We start from the raw sequence: 16,307 nt of genomic DNA, 5'->3' as shown, positions 1-16,307 counted from the left end.
CGATTTCTATAACGTACCGCGCATCAAACAAAAAAGTCGCCGGCGATGGCGCGCGTCTTCTCGAAAATGCGAAGCGCCTCGTGGCGGTTCTCGAAATGGGCCTTGAGAGAACGCTCACGTCAAAGCGCGACGACGACGCTGACGGCATAACGAATGGCCTGTTTAGCTGACCGGCCCTCCCCAGCCGCCATCACTCTGAGGGAGAGGCCGGAGGTTCGCGTCCGGTTCACTGCTCTCTTTGTCGGCGATACCGACTTCGCCGCCTTCGCTCGCACCTTTTCCGTTCATCAAATTGGACGTGAATCGGGTGATGTCCTCCGTCAGCGCGAAGTGAGCGCCGGCGCTCGGTCGTTCCTCCCTGACGAACTCGGCGATCGTGTTGATGGTGTCGTCGACGATTGCTCGACCGTTGCGGATCCCCCACCGTCGGCCTTCCTCTACGATGTCGTCGCGAGTGATGGCCGCATGCCCGAATTCACCGTTGATGCTGAATGCGAAGTCTTTGTCTAATGGCAGGTGCATCTGCGGCACCACGTCGTACATCGGTGCCAGTTCGACGGCGCCGTCAGGCAGGTGCAGTACCGAGATGTTTTTCGCGTGCATGTCGAGGTTTCCGACTGCGATAGACAGCGTCGTCATTCGCAGCAGGGATTCGACTGCCTTTCGGCCGATGTTGTCGCGAAGTACGTGCGCAATACTCAGGAGTCCCGGATGTCCGTTTTCCTCGTACTTTCCGTCACCTCGGAAGCCGAGCGCTTGGTTGAAGTCCTCCTGGTGAATTCGACCGCTCGGTCCACGGTCGTAGCGTTCAATGACGAGAGCTGACACTCCATCGAACCGTTCAATGTGAGTGTCAAAGGTGCCCAGGCCAAGATGGCGAACTATTCGCGCGCCGTATTCCTCGTCAAATATGAGACTCGGGAAACGCCCAACGACCGGCTTGATGATGTGCGTGGATGGATAGCCATCGAGCGCTTCTGCCCATCCATCCGTGGTCCGCACCAGCACGATCTTGTCTTGCACCCCCGCGAGCGAAGACAGGTGACGCACGCTGGCATTGCCGAGTGGTGCGCGTCCGACGTGAGCCAGCAATTGCCTCACACCCGTCGAAGTGAGCGGACCGATAGAGGGAGTTCGTGGTTCGTTCGGGTCACTTGGGTCCCACACTTGCATTGCGCCGGCGACATCGCGCCCGTAACGACGCAACAGGGAGAAGGTGTTCTCCTCGTCGATCTTCGCGTTCGCAGCGAGACGGGCGCGCGCCTTGCCCTCTGCGAGAACCTCGTCGAAGAAGTTGCGACGAAGCCCGGCCTCTTCTGGTCGCGGGGAGGTGGTCAGCGGTACGGCGAACGAGAGCACGGTGCTGCTGATGCCGTAGTCGCGCACTGCGTCTGGGTCTGCCACGAAATCAAACTGTCTCCGGTTACCGATCAGGCGCCCGACCCGACGACCGTAAAGGTCGACATTGAGCTCACTCATCGGAGACGTCTGCATGCAAGACGACGCCGGTCTCCCGCATGAAATCGAATATGCGCTCGAGCGCTTTTGTTGGTCTTCCTCGCTCGATTTCGACGACATAGCGCTGGCTTATGCCAAGTGTCTCGGCGAGTTCACGCTGGCTCAAGCCGCGCTGCAGGCGAGCAGTGCGCAGCACGTTTCCGAGGACTGCGGCGTTCACGATTCGTGCGCTTCGCATGATGACCTCCTAATTACCTTTTCGACATCAACCCTACGTGATTACATTTTCGTAATCAAGAGAAATGATTACATTTTTGTAATCATTCCCCTTGATTACGTTTTCGTGATCGCGCACGTCGGCGTTGTCATGAGCACGCCAGGGATCATGGCGGAGAACGCCAACTCGGCCTCAGCGGCGGAAGCGCAGGGTGACCAGCTGGAACGGGCGCAGGCTCAGTTCGACACGAGAACCATCGACGGCAACCACCGCGACGGGCGCAGCGACCTCCCGCTCGAGCAGGTCGGTCTCCTGCACGGCAGACACCTCCCCGCTCGCGACAATCGTACCCGATGCCCGCGAACCGCGCGCCTCGTAGAGCCGCACGATCAGGTCGCCTGAACGGTCCTCTGCCAACTTGACCGACTCGATCACGATGCTCTCCGACTCGCTCCGCACCAGCGGCTCCACCGCTGCTCCGCCGTCGATCAGACGCACTGGCAGGTTCAGCCGATACCCCTCGCGCGCCGCATCAAGCACGTCGCTGCCGATGCTCACCGCCGTGCGCAGCACGTGAACACCCTGGTCAGCGCTCGGATCGGGAAACAGCGGCGCACGCAGCAGCGACTGCCGCACCAGCGTCGTCGTGCCGCCCTCCGGCCGTGTCGTGCGCGTGATGTCGTGACCATACATCGAACTGTTTGCCACGCTCACCCCGAAACCGGGCTCGCTGACGTGTACCCAACGGTGCGCGCAGGTCTCGAACCGCGCGGCATCCCACGACGTGTTTACGTGCGTCGACCGGTAGACATGGCCGAACTGCACCTCGGAGGCCGCCCGGTCGGCATGCACATCCAGCGGGAAGGCCAGTTTCAGCAGCTTCTGCTTCTCGTGCCAATCGACTGTGGTCTCGATGTCGAGCGCCACCGAGTCGCCCGAGAGGGTCAGCACCTGCGACACCGTCGAAGCACCGAACCGGCGCTCGACACGCACGCTCGCTCGCTCGAGGGCATCCGTCACCAGGGCATCCGTCACCAGGGTCACTGACTCAGCCTCGCGCAGGTCGGTTCCCGAGCGCTGGTAGTGCTCGTCGATGTCCCAGGCATCCCACTGAGTGGGTGTGTCCCTGAACAACTGCAGCAGGTTGCCCGGCTGCCCGGCCGGTATCGCGTCACGGCCGGTGGCGACGTCGATCAGCGACGTCACCAGCCCGTTCGAGTCGATCACCACTCGCAGTCGCGCGTTTTCCAGCACAAAGCCACCGTCGGCATCACTGGCCTGCACCGTTCCAGGCGCCGTGATCGCGCCGGACGACATGGCCTCCACACCGGACACCGCGAAAGGCGACGCATTGAACGCCACGATCTTCTCGGAAGCGCCTGCCTCGCCAGAACCCGTCTCGCCAGAACCTGTCCCGAGCGCCGCAATCGCCCCGGCGATGATCTCCTCGAGCTCCTCCGCGATGCGCGCATAGTTCGCCTCGGCCTGCTGGTGTACCCAGGCAATTGAGCTTCCGGGCAGGATGTCGTGGAACTGCAGCAACAGCACCGCATGCCACAGCTCGGCCAGCCGGTTGTACGGGTACTCAGCGCCGGTGCGCACGGTCGCGGTCGCAGCCCAGAGCTCCGCCTCGCGCAACAGGTGCTCGCTGCGGCGGTTGCCTGCCTTGGTCTTCGCCTGCGAGGTGTACGTGCCCCGGTGGAACTCCAGGTAGAGCTCACCAGACCACACCGGCGGGTTCGGGTAGTCGCGTTCGGCCTCTTCGAAGAAGGCCTGCGGCGAGGCGATGGTCACGGTCGGTGAGCCCTCAAGCGACTTGGTTCGGGATGCCGCGGCGAGCATCTCGCGAGTCGGCCCGCCTCCGCCGTCGCCATAGCCGAATGGCACCAGCGAGACGTTCGTCGCTCCCTTTTCTGAGAACTTGCGCTGCGCCCTGGCAAGGTCGGTCCCCGAGAGATCCGAGTTATAGGTGTCGACCGGAGGGAAGTGCGTGAAGATGCGCGAACCGTCGATGCCCTCCCAATCGAAAGTGTGGTGCGGCATCGCGTTGGTCTCATTCCAGCTGGTCTTCTGGGTGAGGAAATAGCGGGAACCGGCTGCGGCGACAATTTGCGGGAACGCCGCCGTGTAGCCGAACGAGTCGGGCAGCCAGACCTCGAGCGGTTCGATGCCGAACTCCCGCATAAAAAAGGCCTTGCCTGCAATCAGCTGCCTGGCCAGCGCCTCACCGCCTGGCATGTTGGTGTCTGACTCGACCCACATGCCGCCGACCGGCACAAAACGGCCCTCGACGGCACGCGCACGGATGCGCTCGAACAGGTCTGGGTAGTACTCCTTCATCCAGGCATACTGCTGGGCAGACGACGCGGCGAAGATGAATCCGGGGTCGCGTTCCATCAGGTCGAGCACGTTCGAGAAGGTGCGTGCGCACTTGCGGATGGTCTCCCGCACCGGCCACAGCCAGGCCGAGTCGATGTGCGCGTGGCCGACGGCCATCACCCGATGGGCACTCGCGTAGGCCGGTTGGGCCAGCACCGGCGCGAGGATCTGGCGGCCGAGCGCCGCGGTTCCACTGATGTCGTCCGGGTCCATCCGGTCGACGACGGACTCCAGGGCATGCAGGATGTCCGCGGTGCGCGGCAGGTGCACGTTCAGTTCGTTCATCAGGCCGGTGAGCGTCCAGATGTCCATCTGCAGTTCCCACACGACGGTGTCGAGCAGGGCAACGTCGACGCGGCGCAGCGAGTAGATCGGTTCGACTCCGGCTGTCGCCTTGTCGCCGACCGGCGTCGGCCGGAAGCTCCAATCGCTACCGACATCCGGGTTCGAGGCGGCCTCGACGTACACGTCGATGGCACCGCCGGGACCGACATCGATGGGCACCTGCTGGTTCATCGGTTCGATGGCCTTCAGGATGCGCCCGGCCGGGTCGAAGACGAGGCCCTCGGCCTGGAACCCAGGCTGACCGGAGAGGTAGCCGAGGTCGATCACGAGCTCGACGCTCCCGGTCTCACCGCCGTCGCCCGCGTCATGGCTACCCTCGTCGCCAACTCCGGACCACTCGGATGGCACCGTGCCGGTGACGTGGAACCACGTTGTGCCCCACGGCTTGCCCCATGGCGAACCGATCTGGAACGGTTCGAAAGTCTGGCCGACGGCATCCGTGAATGAAACCGGCTCGTCAGGCACTTCCCACGCCGTGACGGTCAGCGGCACGGAGGCGCGGTACAGCGCGGGATTCACGCGCTCCTCCACAAACCGGGCGACCCTGGCTCGGACGAGGGGGGACTTGTCGTGCATGTGGCAGTGCTCCTTGTGGTCGGTGTTGGTGGTGCGGGTCGTGCGGGTCGTGCAGGTCGTGCAGGTCGTAGGTCGTTGGTGCGGGTCAGCCCTTGACGGCGCCGGCGAGGGCCGACGCACCGCCGAGTCCTCGCGACACGAGAACATAGAGGCCGATGACGGGAACGGAATAGAGGAGAGAGAACGCGGCAAGCTGGCCGTATGCCACCGTGCCGTACTGCCCGAAGAACGAGAAGATGCTCACGGCGGCCGGCAGCTTGTCTGGCGAGAGCAGCAGCACGAACGGAACGAAGAAGTTTCCCCAGGCGCCGATGAACACGAAGATGAACACCACGGCGATGCCCGGCCGCATCAGCGGAACCACGATCCCGGTGAGGATCTTCATCATCGACGCGCCGTCCATCCAGGCCGCTTCCTCGAGGCTGACCGGCACGCTGTCCATGAAGTTCTTGGTCATGTAGATGGCCATGGGCAGGCTCGTCGCGGCAAGGAACAGTGTCGTCCCCAGCGTCGAGTCGATCAGGTTGAAGGTCACGAACAGGCTGTAGACCGGCACCATCATCGCGGTGATTGGCAGACAGGTGCCGAAGAGCACACCGTAGAGGAACGGCTTGTTGATGCGCATCCGGTACCGCGACAGCGGGTACGCGGCCAGCACAGAGACGATCACCGTGATGATCGCGCATCCGCCAGCGAGAATCAGGCTGTTCAGCAGCGGGGTGAACGCCGTCTCCGGCGTGAGCACGTCGAAGAAGTTCTGCAGCGAGAACTGCTCTGGCAGCTTGATCGAGAGGGTCGCGCGAGTGTCGACGGATGCCAGCACCAGCCAGACCAGCGGCATGGCGAAGGCGACGGTGATGAGCAGCAGCACGCCGTTCGACACGGCACGCAGGCTCCGCTTACTCGGTGAGGTGAGTCCCATGGTCAGTCCACCTCCGGTTTCAGGGCACGGATATAGACGAGCGAGAACGCTGCCCCGACCAGCAACAGGATGGTCGCTATCGCGGTTCCGAAGCCGAGCTTTCCGAACTGGAACGCCTCCTGGTACGCGAGCACCGGCAGCGTCGAACTGTTCGTGCCAGGCCCGCCGCCGGTCATCACGAAGATCAGTGTGAACACCGACAGGGTCTGCAGGGTGGTGAGCATCAGGTTGGTCGAAATGCTGCGACGGATGACCGGCAGCGTGATGTAGACCAGTCGCTGCCAGCCGGTGGCACCGTCGACCTCGGCCGATTCGGTGATCTCGGTGGGGACATCCTGCAACGCGGCAGCGTATACGAGCATCGAGAAGGCGGTGCCGCGCCAGATGTTGGCGAGGATCACCGACAGCATCGGCAGCGCATAGAGCCAGTTCGGCCCCTCGATTCCGATGAGGGCCAGCACGCTGTTGATCGTGCCGGTGTCGTTAAAGAATGCGTAGGCCGCGAACGCCGCGACGATTTCCGGCAGCACCCAGGCGGTCACGACGAAGGTGCCAACCATGGCCCGCACGATCTTGTTAGACGACCGCATCAGGATGGCGAGGCCGAGCCCGAGCACGTTCTGGCCGACGATCGCCGACGCGATCAGGAAGATCAGCGTCAGTACGACCGATTTCGGGAAGTCGGGATCAGCGAACAGTTCGACGTAGTTGTCGAAGCCGACGAACGAGGAACTCTGGGCCGTGGCTCCCGTGAGGGATGCGTCGGTGAGCGAACCGTAGAACGAGCTGATCACCGGGCCGAGCAGGAAGATCGCGAGGAGCACGATCGCCGGAAGCAGCGGAACACTGCGCACGAGCGACCGGCGGGTGCCGGTCTTCTTCCGCCCAGGCCGGGGAGCGTCTCCCCGGCCTGGCTCCAGTTCCGGACGAACCGGAGTGAGCGTTGCCATCTGTTACTTCGCGCCCATTGTGTTCTCTTCGCCGACGATTCTGACGAGCGCCTCGTCGTAGGCTTTCGCGGCATCCGTCGGCGACTGCTGACCGGTCATGACGGCCTCCATGGCCACGGTGATCTCGCTCGAGATCTGGCCGTAGTCGCTGGTGGCCGGACGGAAGTTGGTGACTTCAACGATCTCGGAGAAGAAGCCGAACGACGGGTTCGCCGCCTGGTAGTCGGGGTCTTCAGAGACATCGCTGCGCACCGCGATCTGGCTGGCGGCGATGTCGTATGCCTGCGAGTTGTCTTTGTCGAGTGCCAGGGCGATGAAGTCCCAGGCCGCGTCCTTGTTCTTCGATTTCGCCCCCATGGCGAGGGTCCAGCCACCGGACATGCTCGTCGCGCCCGGCTCGTCGCCGTCCTGGGTCGGCATCGGAGCCTGCCCCATCACGTCGTTCCATTCCGGCCACGGTGCCGTGCCGGTCTCGAGCCAGGTGCCGCTCAGCCAGGAGCCGTCGAGGTCGATGGCGAGCGTTGCCTGTGGCAGCCACTCTGCCGCGACGAGGGTTCCGACGTTCTTGTCGAGTGCCTGCTCAGGGGTTGGTCCGAGCTCACCCTGGTAGAGATCCTTGATGAAGGTGAGGGAATCTTCGAAGCCCTGCGATCCGGTGACCCACTTTTTGTCTTCGGTGTCGTAGAGGGTGTCGCCGGTGCCGTAGAGCAGCATTTCGAAGCCCTGCATGGCGGCGGCCTCACCCTGCGCCTTACCGGAATACACGTTCAGCGGGATGACGTCTGGCAGCTTCGCCTTGACGGTCGCGGCGGCATCGAGCACGTCTTCCCAGGTCTTCGGCTCCCACGGCACGGGGAGGCCGGCCTGACCGAAGAGGTCTTTGTTGTACCAGAGGGCGCGCGTGTCTGTGCCCATCGGGATGCCGTAGGTCTTGCCGTCGCCACCGAGGCCGGCCCCCTTGGCGTTGTCGTAGAAGGCATCCCAGTCGGTCCACTCTGCCGTGTACTCATCGAGGGGCGCCAGGTATCCCGCGTCGGCGTCCGACTCGACCATGAACGTGTCTTCGTACATGACATCGGGGGCGGTGGCCGCCGACTTGTTCATCAGGGCGAGCTTGGTGAAGTAGTCGTTCTGCTGCGCTTCGATCGGCACGAGCTCGACGGTCATCCCCTCGTTCTCCGCCTCGAAGGCGGCCTTGACCTCCTTCATGTGGGCGTCGAGCTGGGTGAAGGTGCCGAACTTCTGGTAGGCGACCTTGATGGTGTTCGAGTCGCCTCCTGAATCGCCGGCAGAGCAGCCGGATAAGACGAGAGCGGATGCGGCGCCAAGCGCCAGGACTGTTGCGAGTGATCTCTTCATCGAATTTCCTCTGGGTGGATGGTGGTGTTGGGATAGTGCGGGTGGGGTTGGTGCGGGTGCGGATCAGTACAGGTCGCGCCAGTGGCCGGGCGCCCAGCCGAGCACGGCGTAGATCTGCACCATGGCGGCCTGGTCGAGCAACTGGGTGCTCTCTCCCTCGAAGGTGAAGAGCCCGGTTGCCGGGTCGCGGTTCTCCGCCCACACGAGGTCTCCGTAGTCCTGCATGGCCTCGCTGTACTTCTTCTCGTGTGTCACCGACTGGAGCAGGAGCAGGTTCTTGAAGTAGATCGAGTTGAAGAATGCGGGCTGGTCGTCGAGGCGGCCTTCGTCGATGTAGTACCCGTACGCAGCCTCGGCGACGCGCTTCGCCTCATCGAGGTATTTCTCGTCATCCGTCGCCTGGTAGAGCAGCACGTTCACGCCGATCGGCACACCCTGGTTGTACGACCAGATCGTGGATTCGATGGTGCCGTCCAGTCCGAGGTGGTCGTTGTAGAGGCCGTCGGGGCGCTGCAGGTAGGTGTTGGTCCAGTCGTACATGCGCACCGACCAGTCGAGATAGCTGCTCTCCCCGGTGATCTGGTACAGACGCAGGCCGAGCTCTGCGGCGGGCATGGTCGAGACCGTATTGCGATCGGTGCTCCACGGGGCCTGGGTCCAGAACACTCCACCGGGAGCGGCGTGGCTGGTGTCGGTGTCCCATCCGGAGACGACGAGGTCGAAGATCTGCTTCGCGCGCTCCAGCGCAGCCGGGTCTTTGTCGGTCAGGTAGCGCTGCACGTCGAGCAGGCCGACCCACTCGTTGTCGTCGTAGAAGAAGTCTCCGCCATCGCCGTATTCGCCGACCGGGTACGACGCGTAGCCGGGCAGGCCGGTCTTACCGGTCTCGGTGTCCCAGTAGTGCTCTTGGGCCGCCGCGGCTACTTCGAGCGCGGCGTCGTACTGGTCTCCGTGCCGGCCGGGCTGGTTGGCGAGGTCGGCAATGGCGATGTGCGCCTGCGAGAACGGCCACTCGTATGAGTACGGGCGATCGGCCGCGTCGACGGGATACTGCTCGTTGTACAGCCCACTTCCGTCTGCCACCAGCAGGTATTCCTGCATCGCCTGGAACGACTCGGCGGCGCGGGTGTCGTTGGTGCGACCATTCGAGACCGAGGCCTGTGCCTCGACTGTCTCCTGCGGTGTTTCGGGCTGTACAGGCTCCGCGCTGGCCGGCGCCAGCGGCGAGAGCAGCAATGCCGTTGCCGCTGCTACTGCGAGCGCGGCGGTGAGTGTGCTTTTCATGGATTCCCCTTCGATTCCATTGCGAACAGGGCGGCGCCTCGGGACTGGGGCGAAGCTGCCTCAGATGCGTGTCTTGTATAACTAAAACGCTTGGACTTATTCCTGTCAAGCCCGGATCGGCAGTTCGTCGGATTCGCCGCCCTGTCCCCCACGCGGGGGTCGGCTAGATCAGGAGGGTGGCCGGTCGGGGCGACAGGGTATTGTCGAGCACCAGGCACGCGGCACCGACGGCTGCGACGTCGGCGCCGATTGCCGAGGCGGACACCTCCACCCGATGCGGGGTGACCAGCACATTCGAGTCGTTGATCAGCGCCGGAAGCTGCGGCAGCACGTAGGCCGACACGCGCTCCCAGTACGGCCCGCCGAAAACAGCCATGTCGAGATCCAACAGATTGACGATCACGACGACGGCCGCCGCGATGTGCTCGGCCAGCTCGTCGAGAATCTCGCGCGCCACGGTATTCCCGCGCTCGGCCAGCGCCGCGAGCCTGGTGAACGCTTCGTCGACGGCCCCGGTGTCGAATGGACCGACGGATGCTGCACCCGTTGCGTTGGTTTGGGCGTCGGCCGGGGCATCGATGATTCCCCGCTCGATGGCGAGTTGCACCAGTCGACGCGGCATGACCGCGTCGCCGAGGCATCCGCGGCGCCCACAACTGCAGACCGGGCCGTTCGGGTCGACGATGATGTGCCCGGCGTCGCCGGCGTTGCTGCTCGACCCCCTGACCACCTCGTGGGCGAGGGCGAGCCCCACCCCGATGCCGGTGCCGTAGTAGAAGAACACGAAGTCATCGCGCTCGCGACCCTCGCTGGTCCAGAGTTCGGCGACCGCGGCGGCGGTGACGTCTTTCTCCAGGAGCACCAGCAAGCCGGTCGCCTCGGCGAGCGCGTCACGCAACGCCACACCGTGCCACCGGTCGAGAAGAGGCGGTTCGAGCACGATGCCGCTATCGAGATTGACCGGCCCTGGAGCAGCGATTCCGACCCCGAGCACCCGGTCGCGTTCAACGCCCGACGTGCTGATCAGGTCCTCGATGCAGTGGTGCATATCGGCGATGACACGGTCGGGGTGTACGGCAGATGCAGTGCGAGTCGCGTCATGCGCGATCACGTCGCCGTCGAGGTTCAGCAGCACGTACGTGATCACGGAGGGGTCGATGTGCACGCCGATCGCGTACAGTCCAGACGGGTCGAGTCGCAGGATCGTGCGCGGTTTGCCGACGCCGAGAATGCGCTGGCCGGCCTCCCGGATCACACCGTCGTCGAGAAGTCGGCGAGACACATTCGACACGGTCTGCGCGCTGAGGCCGGTGATCCGGGCGATCTCGACACGACTGAGCCCGTCGTGCGCGCGACGTATGGTATCGACGATGACGGTCTGGTTGAACCCGCCGAGCGCGTGCACATTGGTGCCTCGTCGCATCCGTCACCTCCCCGGGGCCTCGCTTGCGGCTCTCGACACCAGTATGGCGGGCACCGCACCAGGCAGCCGCATGCCGAAAGCCGAAAGGTAGCGCACCCGAACCGGTCGAATGGTAACCAAGGATCGGTTTCGACAGGCTGACCGACGTCGGACTCGGTTCTGAGGTGTCGGCAGGCAGGGAGGGAACGCGGCGGGAAGCTAGTCCTTCAGGTGGTAACGGATGCTGGCGAGCTCGGCTCGGAGAGCCGCCGGAACCCGCTCGCCGAACTGCTCGAAGTACTCTTCGGTGAGATCGCACTCCGCCCGCCACGACGCGTGGTCGATGCGGAACAGCTGCTCTACGGCATCCGTCGACAGGTCGAGACCATCGATGTCGAGTTCACCGTCGGCCGGGAGGAGGCCGATCGGCGTGTCGACACCCTTCGAAGCGCCCTCCACGCGGCGCACGATCCACTCGATCACGCGCGAGTTGTCGCCGAAGCCCGGCCACAGGAACGTTCCGTCTTCACCCTTGCGGAACCAGTTCACCTGGAAGATCGCCGGCGCCTTGGTGCCCAGGTCTTTGCCGACCTTCAGCCAGTGCGACCAGTAGTCGGCCATGTTGTAGCCGCAGAACGGGAGCATGGCGAACGGGTCGCGACGCAACTCGCCGACGGAGCCCTCTGCGGCCGCCGTCTTTTCGCTCGAGATGGTGGCACCCATGAAGACGCCGTGCTTCCAGCTGCGGGCCTGTGCGACCAGCGGAACGTTGGTGGCACGGCGCCCGCCGAACAGGATGGCGTCGATCGGCACCCCGTCGACGGCATCCCAGTCGTCGGAGATGGACGGGCACTGCGCGGCCGACACGGTGAACCGGGAGTTCGGGTGCGCAGCCGGGCGCCCGGAAGCGGGCGTCCAGTCGTTCCCTTCCCAGTCGATGAGGTGCGCGGGCGGAGCCTCGGTGAGGCCCTCCCACCAGACATCTCCGTCGTCGCGCAGGGCCACGTTGGTGAAGATCGTGTTGCCCCACATCGTGTTCACGGCCGTGGGGTTGGTGGTCGCTCCCGTTCCGGGCGCGACGCCGAAGAAGCCGGCCTCAGGGTTGATCGCCCACAGACGACCGTCTTCGCCCTTGCGGAGCCAGGCGATATCGTCACCGATGGTCTCGACCTTCCAGCCGGGAATCGTGGGCTGGAGCATCGACAGGTTGGTCTTGCCGCACGCAGACGGGAATGCGGCAGCCACATGGTAGACGCCGCCCTCAGGCGAGGTGACCTTGATGAGCAGCATGTGCTCGGCGAGCCAGCCTTCATCGCGGGCCATGACGGAGGCGATGCGCAGCGCAAAACACTTCTTGGCCAGGAGGGCGTTGCCGCCGTACCCTGAGCCGTACGACCACACCTCGCGGGTGTCGGGGAACTGCACGATGTACTTCTCTTCGTTGCATGGCCATTCGACGTCAGAGCGACGGGAACCGTCGGCCAGGTGCAATGGGTAGCCGACGCTGTGCACGGTGCGTACCCAACGCTCTCCGCCTTCGATCAGGCGCAGCACACGCTCGCCCATGCGGGTCATGATGCCCATGTTCAGCACGACGTACGGCGAGTCGGTGATTTCGACACCGAGCTGGGAGATCGGACCGCCGAGCGGGCCCATCGAGAACGGCACGACGTACATGGTGCGGCCGCGCATGCTGCCTTCGAAAACACCGGTGAGGGTCGCGCGCATCTGAACCGGGTCTGCCCAATTGTTGGTGGGGCCGGCATCATCTCGTTCGGCGGATGCGATGAAGGTGCGGTCCTCGACCCGAGCCACGTCTTTCGGGTCTGACCTGGCAAGGAAGCTGTTGGGGCGCCACTCGGGGTTCAGACGGATCAGTTTGCCCTCGGCGACCAGCTGCTTGGAGAGCGCATCAGCCTCGCGGAGGGAGCCGTCGCACCAGACGATCTCGTCTGGATGCGTGATGCGGGCGATCTCGTCGACCCAGGCGAGCAGGTTGGCGTCGGTGGTGCCCACCGATTTCGAGACGGTCGGCGATGTGTCCGCGGCGCGCTGCTCGGGTTCAGTGGAGTCTGTGCCTCCGCTGTGCAAACCTCCACCGTGCAAGCGATGTTCTGCGATGGTCATCTCGAGGGCCTCTCTCGTCTCTGTTCAGTGTCGCTTGTGGCGAAACTTTTCCCGTACCACCAGAATGCGGCAGAAAATGCAGACTGAATCATGATTCAAGGGGTTAAGAATTGCGCTTCTTTCGCTATTCTTAAGGAATGTCAACCGCGACCTCCGATCTGATGACACTGGGCCACCGCATCCGTCACTACCGCGGTGAGCGCGGACTGACACTCGACGAACTCGGCGAACGTGTGAACCTGGCCGGCAGCCAGCTCTCACTCATTGAGAACGGGCGGCGCGAACCGAAACTCAGCGCGTTGAACGACATCGCCGCAGCCCTCGACGTCACGCTCACCGACCTGCTGAGCTCCGAGGCGCCAAACGGCAGGGCCGCGCTGGAGATCGAACTGGCGCGCGCCCAGAAGAACCCGCTCTATGCGGCGCTCGGCCTACCGCAGGTGAAGGTGACCAGGGGGATGCCGCAACCCGCGATCGAGGCGCTGGTCGGGTTGCACCGCGAACTCGGACGTCGCGCCAGCGAGGCGATCGCGACGCCGGAGGAGGCCAGGCGGGCCAATACCGAACTGCGCGAGCGGATGCGCGAACAGGGTAACTACATGCCAGACATCGAGCAGCTGGCCGAAGACCGCGTGCGCGCATCCGGTCACATCGCCGGCGCGCTCACCCACCGCGAGGTGATCGTGATGGCCGAGCAGCTCGGGTTCGACCTCCTCTACGTGAACGACCTGCCGAACTCGACCAGGTCGGTCACCGACCTGGCGAACGGGCGCATCTACCTGCCGCCGGCCTCCATCCCCGGCGGGCACGGACTGCGGTCGATGGCGCTGCAGGCGATGGCGCACCGGCTGCTCGGCCACGAGAAGCCGGCCAGCTATGCGGAGTTCCTCTGGCAGCGGCTGGAGATCAACTACTTCGCGGCGGCCTGCCTGATGCCCAGGGAAGCGGCTCTCGCGTTCCTCTGCGCGGCGAAGGTCGAGCGTGAACTCGCCGTCGAAGACTTCCGCGACGCCTTCGGGGTGACCCACGAGGCCGCCGCGCTGCGCTTCACGAACCTCGCCACGTCCCACCTCGACCTGCCGCTGCACTTCCTGCGGGTCAACGGGGATGGCGCGTTGCAGAAGGGCTACGAGAACGACGGCATTCCCCTGCCGGTCGACGTCACCGGCTCGATCGAGGGCCAGTTCGTCTGCAAGCAATGGGGCGCGCGCAGTGCATTCACCCACACGAACCGCACGACCGAGTTCTACCAGTACACCGATACTCCGGCGGGAACCTTCTGGTGCGCGACGCAGACGGGGGCGACGGATGCGGGAGAGTTCTCCATCAGCCTCGGCGTGCCGTTCGCGGAGGCGAAATGGTTCCGCGGACGCGAGACCTCCCAGCGCATGGTGTCGCGCTGCCCAGACGAGACGTGCTGTCGGCGACCCGCGTCATCCGTCGCCTCGCAGTGGGCGGGCAAGGCCTGGCCGAGCGCGCGCCTGCACGCGCATGTGCTGTCGCCGCTGCCCTCCGGCACGTTCCCCGGCGTCGACGACATCGAGGTGTACGAGTTTCTCGAGGCGCACGCCGCGCAGTAGCCGGCTTGGCGCAGTCCGCAGCCCGCAGTGCGCTCCGCGCGAAGCCGCTCCCATTGTGACCTTTCCGGTCGAGCGCGCCCGTTCCGCTGGTCACTCGGGGCTGGAAGGGTCGCTCTCACCGCGCCGGTCAGGTCGCGAGGCGCTCGATGCCCGCGATCAGGGTGTCGACGAGAACCTCAAAGCTGCGGTCGAGGTCGTCAGGCATCCTGAATCCACCGCCCAACTCCAGCACGATGAAGCCGTGCAGGCCGGAGCGCAGTACGCGAACGGCGTCCACCGTACCGCCAGGGGCCAGCCCGAACCCGCGCAGCACACTGTCGAACGCGGTGACTGCCTCCGCGCCGGCCGCGGCGAGTTCCGCATCGGCCGGGTCGGTCGGGTCAGCGGCGATCTGACTCGCGGCATAGCGGCCCGGATACCTGTGCGCGAAGGTTCGCATGGCATCCGCAACCGCCCGCAGTGCGTCGGGGCCGGCGCGCCCGATCGACGCCGCTTCGATGGCGGCCCGGAACTCGGTGACGGATGCGACGGCCACCAGCCGACGCAGGTCCCCGAGCGAGACCACGTGTTTGTAGAGGCTCGGAACGGCCACGCCGGCGCGAGTCGCCACGGCCGCCAGGGTGAGCGCGCCGAATCCGTTCGTGCCTCCCTCGTCGACCAGGTCGAGGGCGATGACATTGACCGCAGACCGACTGAGGCCCGCCCTAGGCACGTGTCGCCCAGGCATCCGTCGTCGTGGTGTCGCGGAGTCCGCCCAGGAACTCGATCGTCGCGGGCACGACCAGGTCTGGCCGCTGAATGTGCGGGTAGTGGCCGACGCCGGGCACCAGTTCGGAGTGCGCGCCGAGGCTGGAGATCCAGTCGCTTTCTGCGGCCTGGTCGGGAAAGTCAGGGTCAAGGGAGCCGATGAATGCACGCATCGGAGCTCGCACCTGGCCGAGCCGTGCCTCCACCGGGGAGTGGTCGAGCTGCAGGGCGAGGTGACGGAACGACCGCAACCGGCCTGGCTCACGCATGTTCGAGCGGATGGCGGCGACGTGCTCATCGAGCCACGAGGCACGGGATCCCTTGTTGAGCGAACGGTAGAAGCCGGCCCATGCGGCCGCACCCCACGGCCGCACGAAGGCAACCCGGTAGAGCAGCCGGGTGAATGCTCGTGTGACAGCGGTCGACGGCGGCTCCCGCAGGAACGGGCCATAGAGCGCCAGGCCGGCGATTGCATCCGGGCGCTCCGCGGCGGCCCACACTGCTGCCCCCGCGCCCATCGAGCTGCCGAGAACGGCGGCGGTTCCGCCGAGTTCATCGACCAGGGCGAGGAGATCTTCGCCGGTGACGACGTCGCCGTGCAGACGGAATGTGGTGTCGCTGTCGCCGTGACCGCGCAGGTCCATGACGGCAACGCGGTAGCCGGCGGCGACCACACTCTTGGCCACCTCGCGGTAGCTGGAGCGCAGGTCGCCCATACCGGGGATGGCGACGACAAGCGCACCGGAGCCTTCCACGGTGTAGGCGATGCGGCCCTCCGGTCGACTGAGGAACTGCACGTCGCGGGTGGTTGAAGTGTTCATGCCCTTAAAGCTAATGCCATTAGCTTTGGGATGCAAGTGGATTCGTATTCTCGCGGCGCGCCAATTACGCGCTCATGCGCCACGCGCGCATGGCGCATGGGCGCGCAGATGGCGCGTGCACACGCAGGCAGCCTGGGCGG

12 protein-coding genes are annotated in these 16,307 nt (G+C 65.1%); 1 reads left to right on the top strand and 11 read right to left on the bottom strand.

Annotation, left to right across the window (positions count from 1 at the left end; genetic code table 11):
* Positions 1-162: 162 nt before the first annotated feature.
* From K323_RS0108515 to K323_RS0108475, 9 genes are all read right to left on the bottom strand, one after another.
* Entirely contained in the window at positions 163-1,479 is a 1,317-nt protein-coding gene (locus K323_RS0108515) for a type II toxin-antitoxin system HipA family toxin (RefSeq protein ID WP_022884860.1), read from the bottom strand.
* Positions 1,472-1,696 carry a helix-turn-helix domain-containing protein gene (locus K323_RS0108510; RefSeq protein WP_022884859.1) on the bottom strand — a complete coding sequence of 75 codons (225 nt, stop codon included), beginning with the start codon at positions 1,694-1,696 and terminating at the stop codon, positions 1,472-1,474. The genes K323_RS0108515 and K323_RS0108510 overlap by 8 nt, the downstream gene beginning before the upstream one ends.
* 171 nt (positions 1,697-1,867) lie before the next feature.
* Positions 1,868-4,975: an alpha-mannosidase gene (locus K323_RS0108505; RefSeq protein ID WP_022884858.1), complete on the bottom strand. Its 3,108-nt coding sequence runs from the start codon at positions 4,973-4,975 to the stop codon at positions 1,868-1,870.
* Between the two features lie 85 nt (positions 4,976-5,060).
* On the bottom strand, positions 5,061-5,897 hold the full coding sequence (locus K323_RS0108500) for a carbohydrate ABC transporter permease (protein WP_022884857.1): 837 nt from the start codon (positions 5,895-5,897) through the stop codon (positions 5,061-5,063).
* A 2-nt stretch (positions 5,898-5,899) separates the two neighbouring features.
* Complete coding sequence (locus K323_RS0108495; RefSeq protein ID WP_022884856.1) at positions 5,900-6,847, bottom strand: carbohydrate ABC transporter permease; 948 nt, start codon at positions 6,845-6,847, stop codon at positions 5,900-5,902.
* Positions 6,848-6,850: 3 nt separating this feature from the next.
* Entirely contained in the window at positions 6,851-8,206 is a 1,356-nt protein-coding gene (locus K323_RS0108490; RefSeq protein WP_022884855.1) for an extracellular solute-binding protein, read from the bottom strand.
* 63 nt (positions 8,207-8,269) lie between these two features.
* Positions 8,270-9,490: a glycoside hydrolase family 76 protein gene (locus K323_RS0108485; RefSeq protein ID WP_022884854.1), complete on the bottom strand. Its 1,221-nt coding sequence runs from the start codon at positions 9,488-9,490 to the stop codon at positions 8,270-8,272.
* A 163-nt stretch (positions 9,491-9,653) separates the two neighbouring features.
* On the bottom strand, positions 9,654-10,913 hold the full coding sequence (locus tag K323_RS0108480; RefSeq protein WP_022884853.1) for an ROK family protein: 1,260 nt from the start codon (positions 10,911-10,913) through the stop codon (positions 9,654-9,656).
* A gap of 198 nt (positions 10,914-11,111) precedes the next feature.
* Positions 11,112-13,019 carry a phosphoenolpyruvate carboxykinase (GTP) gene (locus K323_RS0108475; RefSeq protein WP_022884852.1) on the bottom strand — a complete coding sequence of 636 codons (1,908 nt, stop codon included), beginning with the start codon at positions 13,017-13,019 and terminating at the stop codon, positions 11,112-11,114.
* Positions 13,020-13,156: 137 nt separating this feature from the next.
* Here K323_RS0108475 and K323_RS0108470 point away from each other — a divergent pair, with 137 nt between their 5' ends.
* Positions 13,157-14,599: a helix-turn-helix domain-containing protein gene (locus tag K323_RS0108470; protein WP_022884851.1), complete on the top strand. Its 1,443-nt coding sequence runs from the start codon at positions 13,157-13,159 to the stop codon at positions 14,597-14,599.
* Between the two features lie 127 nt (positions 14,600-14,726).
* Here the strand turns inward: K323_RS0108470 and K323_RS0108465 are convergent, their stop codons facing one another.
* Both K323_RS0108465 and K323_RS25080 read right to left on the bottom strand, forming a co-directional pair.
* On the bottom strand, positions 14,727-15,311 hold the full coding sequence (locus tag K323_RS0108465; RefSeq protein ID WP_022884850.1) for a TetR/AcrR family transcriptional regulator: 585 nt from the start codon (positions 15,309-15,311) through the stop codon (positions 14,727-14,729).
* Complete coding sequence (locus K323_RS25080; RefSeq protein WP_022884849.1) at positions 15,304-16,167, bottom strand: alpha/beta fold hydrolase; 864 nt, start codon at positions 16,165-16,167, stop codon at positions 15,304-15,306. Before K323_RS25080 ends, K323_RS0108465 begins: the two co-directional genes overlap by 8 nt.
* Positions 16,168-16,307 lie beyond the last annotated feature (140 nt).

The sequence above is a fragment of the Glaciibacter superstes DSM 21135 genome (genome assembly GCF_000421145.1).
Classification (GTDB): Bacteria; Actinomycetota; Actinomycetes; order Actinomycetales; family Microbacteriaceae; genus Cryobacterium; species Cryobacterium superstes.
The sequence above is the reverse complement of the archived record's forward strand: the minus strand, read 5'-3'. Positions and strand labels throughout refer to the sequence as shown.

Coding starts and splice junctions, on each gene's coding strand:
- K323_RS0108470 (WP_022884851.1), top strand. CDS start 13,157: ATGTCAACCGCGACCTCCGATCTGATGACACTGGGCCACCGCATCCGT.
- K323_RS0108515 (WP_022884860.1), bottom strand. CDS start 1,479: ATGAGTGAGCTCAATGTCGACCTTTACGGTCGTCGGGTCGGGCGCCTG.
- K323_RS0108495 (WP_022884856.1), bottom strand. CDS start 6,847: ATGGCAACGCTCACTCCGGTTCGTCCGGAACTGGAGCCAGGCCGGGGA.
- K323_RS0108475 (WP_022884852.1), bottom strand. CDS start 13,019: ATGACCATCGCAGAACATCGCTTGCACGGTGGAGGTTTGCACAGCGGA.
- K323_RS0108510 (WP_022884859.1), bottom strand. CDS start 1,696: ATGCGAAGCGCACGAATCGTGAACGCCGCAGTCCTCGGAAACGTGCTG.
- K323_RS0108505 (WP_022884858.1), bottom strand. CDS start 4,975: ATGCACGACAAGTCCCCCCTCGTCCGAGCCAGGGTCGCCCGGTTTGTG.
- K323_RS0108490 (WP_022884855.1), bottom strand. CDS start 8,206: ATGAAGAGATCACTCGCAACAGTCCTGGCGCTTGGCGCCGCATCCGCT.
- K323_RS25080 (WP_022884849.1), bottom strand. CDS start 16,167: ATGAACACTTCAACCACCCGCGACGTGCAGTTCCTCAGTCGACCGGAG.
- K323_RS0108500 (WP_022884857.1), bottom strand. CDS start 5,897: ATGGGACTCACCTCACCGAGTAAGCGGAGCCTGCGTGCCGTGTCGAAC.
- K323_RS0108485 (WP_022884854.1), bottom strand. CDS start 9,490: ATGAAAAGCACACTCACCGCCGCGCTCGCAGTAGCAGCGGCAACGGCA.
- K323_RS0108480 (WP_022884853.1), bottom strand. CDS start 10,913: ATGCGACGAGGCACCAATGTGCACGCGCTCGGCGGGTTCAACCAGACC.